Source organism: Columbia Basin potato purple top phytoplasma (assembly GCF_028595955.1).
Classification (GTDB): Bacteria; Bacillota_I; Bacilli_A; order Acholeplasmatales; family Acholeplasmataceae; genus Phytoplasma.
In genome coordinates this window covers 1-301 of the sequence record NZ_JANHJP010000055.1, presented here as the reverse complement: position 1 = coordinate 301, position 301 = coordinate 1, and the positions used below count along the sequence as shown (strand labels likewise).

Sequence of the window (301 nt, the reverse complement as noted above, 5' to 3'; positions counted from 1 at the left end):
TGTCATATATCTAAGAAAGCGTATAATAAAGTAACTTCTTGGTTCAAAAAATGGTTTTAATTGAAATTAAAAAGTCAAATGTGTTAAAATGTTGGTATGTTATAAATTACCCGAAAGGAAATAATCATGTTGAATATTAAAAAAATCATTAAATGGTTTTTTATTATTTTAGGAATACTTCTTTTTTTATTTATCGGTTGGATTGTTTTAACCGAAATGGAAATCATTAAATCACCAAAAGAAAAAATCCCTATTTTAAATGAAACCAAAATGGCAATTCATGATGAATGGTATGACGATA

1 pseudogene is annotated in these 301 nt (G+C 24.3%); it reads left to right on the top strand.

Annotated features, from left to right (window positions below):
• Positions 1-126: 126 nt before the first annotated feature.
• A pseudogene (locus M8044_RS02545) lies at positions 127-301 on the top strand (effector); the annotation flags it as partial.